The organism is Streptomyces sp. NPDC057253 (assembly GCF_042669125.1).
Classification (GTDB): Bacteria; Actinomycetota; Actinomycetes; order Streptomycetales; family Streptomycetaceae; genus Streptomyces.
In genome coordinates, this window is record NZ_JBHUXV010000261.1 from 1 (window position 1) to 4827 (window position 4827).

At 68.8% G+C, this 4827-nt stretch carries 5 protein-coding genes; 2 read left to right on the top strand and 3 right to left on the bottom strand.

Annotated features, from left to right (window positions below):
• Positions 1-60: 60 nt before the first annotated feature.
• From ACFULQ_RS48560 to thyX, 3 genes are all read right to left on the bottom strand, one after another.
• Positions 61-1746: a ribonuclease J gene (locus tag ACFULQ_RS48560; RefSeq protein WP_383558115.1), complete on the bottom strand. Its 1686-nt coding sequence runs from the start codon at positions 1744-1746 to the stop codon at positions 61-63.
• Between the two features lie 152 nt (positions 1747-1898).
• Entirely contained in the window at positions 1899-2798 is a 900-nt protein-coding gene (gene dapA / locus ACFULQ_RS48565; protein ID WP_383558117.1) for a 4-hydroxy-tetrahydrodipicolinate synthase, read from the bottom strand.
• Positions 2799-3021: 223 nt separating this feature from the next.
• Entirely contained in the window at positions 3022-3756 is a 735-nt protein-coding gene (thyX, locus tag ACFULQ_RS48570) for an FAD-dependent thymidylate synthase (RefSeq protein ID WP_383558119.1), read from the bottom strand.
• A gap of 145 nt (positions 3757-3901) precedes the next feature.
• On the opposite strand from thyX, the gene ACFULQ_RS48575 reads away from it, so the two are divergent.
• Positions 3902-4141 carry a hypothetical protein gene (locus tag ACFULQ_RS48575; protein WP_383558124.1) on the top strand — a complete coding sequence of 80 codons (240 nt, stop codon included), beginning with the start codon at positions 3902-3904 and terminating at the stop codon, positions 4139-4141.
• A 90-nt stretch (positions 4142-4231) separates the two neighbouring features.
• The gene (locus ACFULQ_RS48580; protein WP_383558122.1) at positions 4232-4786 is read left to right on the top strand and encodes a hypothetical protein; all 555 of its coding nucleotides are present in this window, start codon (positions 4232-4234) and stop codon (positions 4784-4786) included.
• Positions 4787-4827: the final 41 nt, after the last annotated feature.

Sequence of the window (4827 nt, forward strand, 5' to 3'; positions counted from 1 at the left end):
CCTCGATGCAAATCGAGGCGCCCCGCTCCCAGTTCACTCGGACGGCTGTCCGACGGTCCGTCAGACCTCCACGACCACCGGAAGGATCATCGGCCTGCGGCGATACGTGTCGGAGACCCACTTGCCGAGGGTCCGACGCACCAGCTGCTGGAGCTGGTGGGGTTCGACCACACCGTCCTGCGCCGAGCGCTCCAGCACCTCGGTGATCCTCGGGATCACGTCGCTGAACGCAGAGTCCTCGATGCCCGAACCGCGGGCCTGGATGTGCGGGCCACCCGTGATCTTGCCCGTGGACGAGTCCAGCACCAGGAAGACCGAGATGATGCCCTCGTCCCCGAGGATCTTGCGGTCCTTCAGCGCGGGCTCGCCGACGTCACCGACCGAGAGGCCGTCGACGTAGACGTAACCCGCCTGGACCTTGCCCGAGATCTTCGCCTTGCCCTCGACGAGGTCGACGACCACGCCGTCCTCGGCGATGACGATCCGGTCGTGCGGGACACCGGTGAGGGCGCCCAGCTCGGCGTTGGCCCGCAGGTGGCGCCATTCGCCGTGGACCGGCATCAGGTTCCGGGGCCGGCAGATGTTGTAGAAGTACAGGAGCTCGCCCGCGGACGCGTGGCCCGAGACGTGCACCTTGGCGTTGCCCTTGTGGACGACGTTGGCGCCCCAGCGGGTCAGGCCGTTGATCACGCGGTAGACCGCGTTCTCGTTGCCCGGGATCAGGGATGACGCCAGGATCACGGTGTCGCCGTTGACGATCCGGATCTGGTGGTCGCGGTTGGCCATGCGGGACAGGGCCGCCATCGGTTCGCCCTGGGAGCCCGTGCAGACCAGGACCACCTCGTGGTCGGGAAGGTCGTCGAGCGTCTTGACGTCGACCACCAGGCCCGGCGGGACCTTGAGGTACCCGAGGTCCCGCGCGATGCCCATGTTGCGGACCATCGAGCGGCCGACGAAGGCGACCCGGCGGCCGTACTCGTGGGCCGCGTCCAGGATCTGCTGGATGCGGTGGACGTGGCTGGCGAAGCTCGCCACGATGATCCGCTTGCGGGCGCCGGCGAAGACCTGCCGCAGGACGTTGGAGATGTCCTTCTCCGGCGGGACGAAGCCCGGGACCTCGGCGTTCGTCGAGTCCGCCAGGAGGAGGTCGATGCCCTCCTCGCTCAGCCGGGCGAACGCGTGCAGGTCCGTGAGGCGGCCGTCCAGCGGGAGCTGGTCCATCTTGAAGTCACCCGTGTGGACCGCCATGCCGGCCGGGGTGCGGATGGCGACGGCCAGGGCGTCCGGGATGGAGTGGTTGACCGCGACGAACTCGCAGTCGAAGGGGCCGATGCGCTCGCGGTGCCCCTCCGCCACCTCCAGGGTGTACGGGCGGATGCGGTGCTCCTGGAGCTTGGCCTCGATGAGCGCGAGGGTGAGCTTGGAGCCGATCAGCGGGATGTCCGGCTTCTCGCGCAGGAGGAAGGGGACGCCGCCGATGTGGTCCTCGTGGCCGTGCGTGAGGACGATGCCCTCGATGTCGTCGAGGCGGTCCCTCACGGACGAGAAGTCCGGCAGGATCAGGTCGATTCCGGGCTGCTCCTCCTCCGGGAAGAGCACACCGCAGTCGACGATGAGCAGGCGGCCGCCGTACTCAAAGACCGTCATGTTTCGGCCGATCTCGCCGAGACCGCCGAGTGGGGTGACCCGCAGGCCGCCTTCGGGGAGCGGCGGCGGCGGGGCCAGTTCAGGATGCGGATGACTCAAAAGACTCTCCTCACCACGCACGCCACGTACCGGTGGGCACGTGGCGCGCGTGACGTTCGTGCGTGTAGCAGTTGTCGTTGTGGTGCAGGCACCGGTGGCCTGCTTATTCAGTTGTTGAGTCCGGTTGCGCGCCGGGCGCGCGAAGTCTGGTGCTAGAGCTGTACCCCGCCGGCGGCAAGATCGATCTTGAGCTGCTCGATCTCTTCGGGTGAGAGCTCGACCATGGGGGCGCGCAGGGGTCCGGCGGGGAGCCCCTGGAGGGCGAGCGCCGCCTTGGTGGTCATCACGCCCTGGGTGCGGAACATGCCCGTGTAGACCGGGAGCAGCTTCTGGTGGATCTCGGTGGCCTTCTGGACGTCGCCGGAGGTGAACGCCTCGACCAGGGCGCGCAGATCCGGGGTGACGACATGGCCGACGACCGAGACGAAGCCGACCGCGCCCACGGAGAGCAGCGGGAGGTTCAGCATGTCGTCGCCGGAGTACCAGGCGAGGCCGGAACGGGCGATGGCCCAGCTCGCGCGGCCGAGGTCGCCCTTGGCGTCCTTGTTGGCGACGATCCGCGGGTGCTCGGCGAGGCGGACCAGCGTCTCGGTGCTGATCGGGACGCCGCTGCGGCCGGGGATGTCGTAGAGCATGACCGGCAGCTCGGCTGCGTCGGCGACGGCCTTGAAGTGCCGGTACAGGCCCTCCTGCGGGGGCTTGTTGTAGTACGGCGTGACGATCAGCAGGCCGTGTGCGCCGGCGCGCTCGGCCGCGCGGGCGAGCTCGATGCTGTGGTGGGTGTCGTTGGTGCCGACTCCGGCGACGACGTGGGCGCGGTCGCCGACCGCCTCCAGTACGGCTCGTACGAGGTCCGTTTTCTCCGCGTCGCTGGTGGTGGGCGACTCGCCGGTGGTGCCGTTGATGATCAGGCCGTCGTTGCCTGCGTCCACCAGGTGGGTGGCGAGCCGCTGTGCGCCGTCGAGGTCGAGTGCGCCGTCCGCCGTGAACGGCGTGACCATGGCGGTGAGGACCCGCCCGAAGGGGGTCTGCGGAGTGGAGGTCGGAGCCATGGCATACACGCTACTCGGTGCTCATCGCACGGTCTGCCCTCGGGGGCTCGGATAAGTCAGGACAAATGCGGAGCCCGGCACTGCCTGCTCGGGGGTTCAAGCAGTGCCGGGTCCGTTTGATCAGGCTAGATGAACTTCTCTAAATGCCGCAATACGGACACTTCGCACGGTGGACCCGTACATCTGTGCCCTGTGGGAAAACCTGCGGGAAAGCAGGCCTGCGTTACGGGGCCACACGGCCGTTCGCATTGAAGGCGGCGTAGGTGAGCGGCATGAGCTTCGCCCACTCCGCCTCCATCTTCTCGCCCACCATCTCGATCTCCCGCTGCGGGAAGGACGGGACCTTCGCCTGTTCGTGCTGGGTGCGCAGACCGAGGAAGTGCATCAGCGAGCGGGCGTTGCAGGTGGCGTACATCGAGGAGAACAGGCCGACGGGCAGGACCGAACGGGCGACCTCGCGGGCGACGCCCTCGGCCAGCAGCTTCTGGTAGGCGGTGTACGCCTGCCGGTAGGAGTCGTCGAGGACGCTGCGGACCGCTTCGTGCTGCTCCGGGGAGCCCTCGACGAAGACGTACTTGCCGGGTCGCCCTTCCTGCACGAGCTTGCGGTCCGCGCCGGGGACGTAGAAGACCGGCTCGAGCTCCCGGTAGCGGCCGCTCTCCTCGTTGTACGACCAGCCCACGCGGTGCCGCATGAACTCGCGGAAGACGAAGATCGGCGCGGTGACGAAGAAGGTCATGGAGTTGTGCTCGAAGGGGCTGCCGTGCCGGTCCCTCATCAGGTAGTTGATCAGGCCCTTGGAACGCTCGGGGTCCTTCTGGAGCTCGTCGAGGGACTGCTCGCCCAGGGTCGAGACACGGGCAGCGAACAGTACGTCGGAGTCCGAGGCGCTGGACTTCACCAGCTCGACGGTGACGTCGTTGCGCAAGGAGATATCGGGGTCGCCGGCGGCGGTCACGGAAGGTCCTTCCCATCACATCTGCGGTCGGCGCCCACTCTACGCGTCAACCGATTTGCCAAGAGAGGGCACCATTTGCGGTACCCGCTCGTCTGTACAGACAGGAGTTGTCTGTTCGATCCCCGAAGGGAGAAGTGCCCCCATGCTGTTGCGTCGGCGCGAGCCCGTACCGTTCGCCTTTCTCGCCGAAGCCGACAGGTTCCGCAGCAATGTCACTCCGCCGCCCCGTGAGCGCGCGTCCGCCGGTGAGTTGGCCGGGCGTTGGCTGATGGGGCTCACCATCGTCGCCGGACTCGTGGGCTCACTGGTGCTCGGGATGCCGGCGCTGTCGCAGGATCAGGCGCCCTCGCAGAGCCGGCAGTCGCAAGCGTCCCAGGGGCACTGACTCAGACGGGCCCCTCAAGGTGGCTCGCGGGGACGACGGCGGATAGCCTCACCGGGCACAAGCCACGCCTGGATCGAGTGAGGACCCGCCGTGCCCCTGCCCTTCCTGACGGCCGACCGCGCATTCGACACGACGGACGACGTCGCGTTGCCGTTCGACGACCGTGACCGCTGGCGGCGCCCCTACCGGCCCGGCCCGTGGCGGGTGGGTGTGGCGGCGATCCTGCTGCTGCTCGCCTCGTACGTGCTCTTCGCGGCGGTGATCATCGCGCTGACCGACTCGCCGTCCGAGGCCGCCGTGGTCCTCGGCGTCGCGCTGCTCGTCATCCTCGGCTCGCTGCGGCTGCTGCGCATGGGGGTGTGGGTGAGCGCCCGCGGGGTCCGTCGGGTGGGTTTCCTGGTCACTCGTACGGTGCCCTGGGACCAGGTCGTCGCCGTGCGCACGGCCCAGCAGCCGGTGCGCTGGCTCGGACTGCCGCGCACCGTCCAGGGACAGGCCCTGACCCTCGTACGGCAAGGCCGGGCGCCGGAGGACGTGCCGCCGCTGCTGACCACGCACAACGCGGACTTCCTCGCGCGCGGCCAGGCCTTCGACCGGGCCGCGGACGCGGTGGAGGCGTGGGCGGCGGAGTACGGACGGGTCTGATCCGCTGATCGTCGAGAAGGGCCGCTCGCACCGGGTGCGAG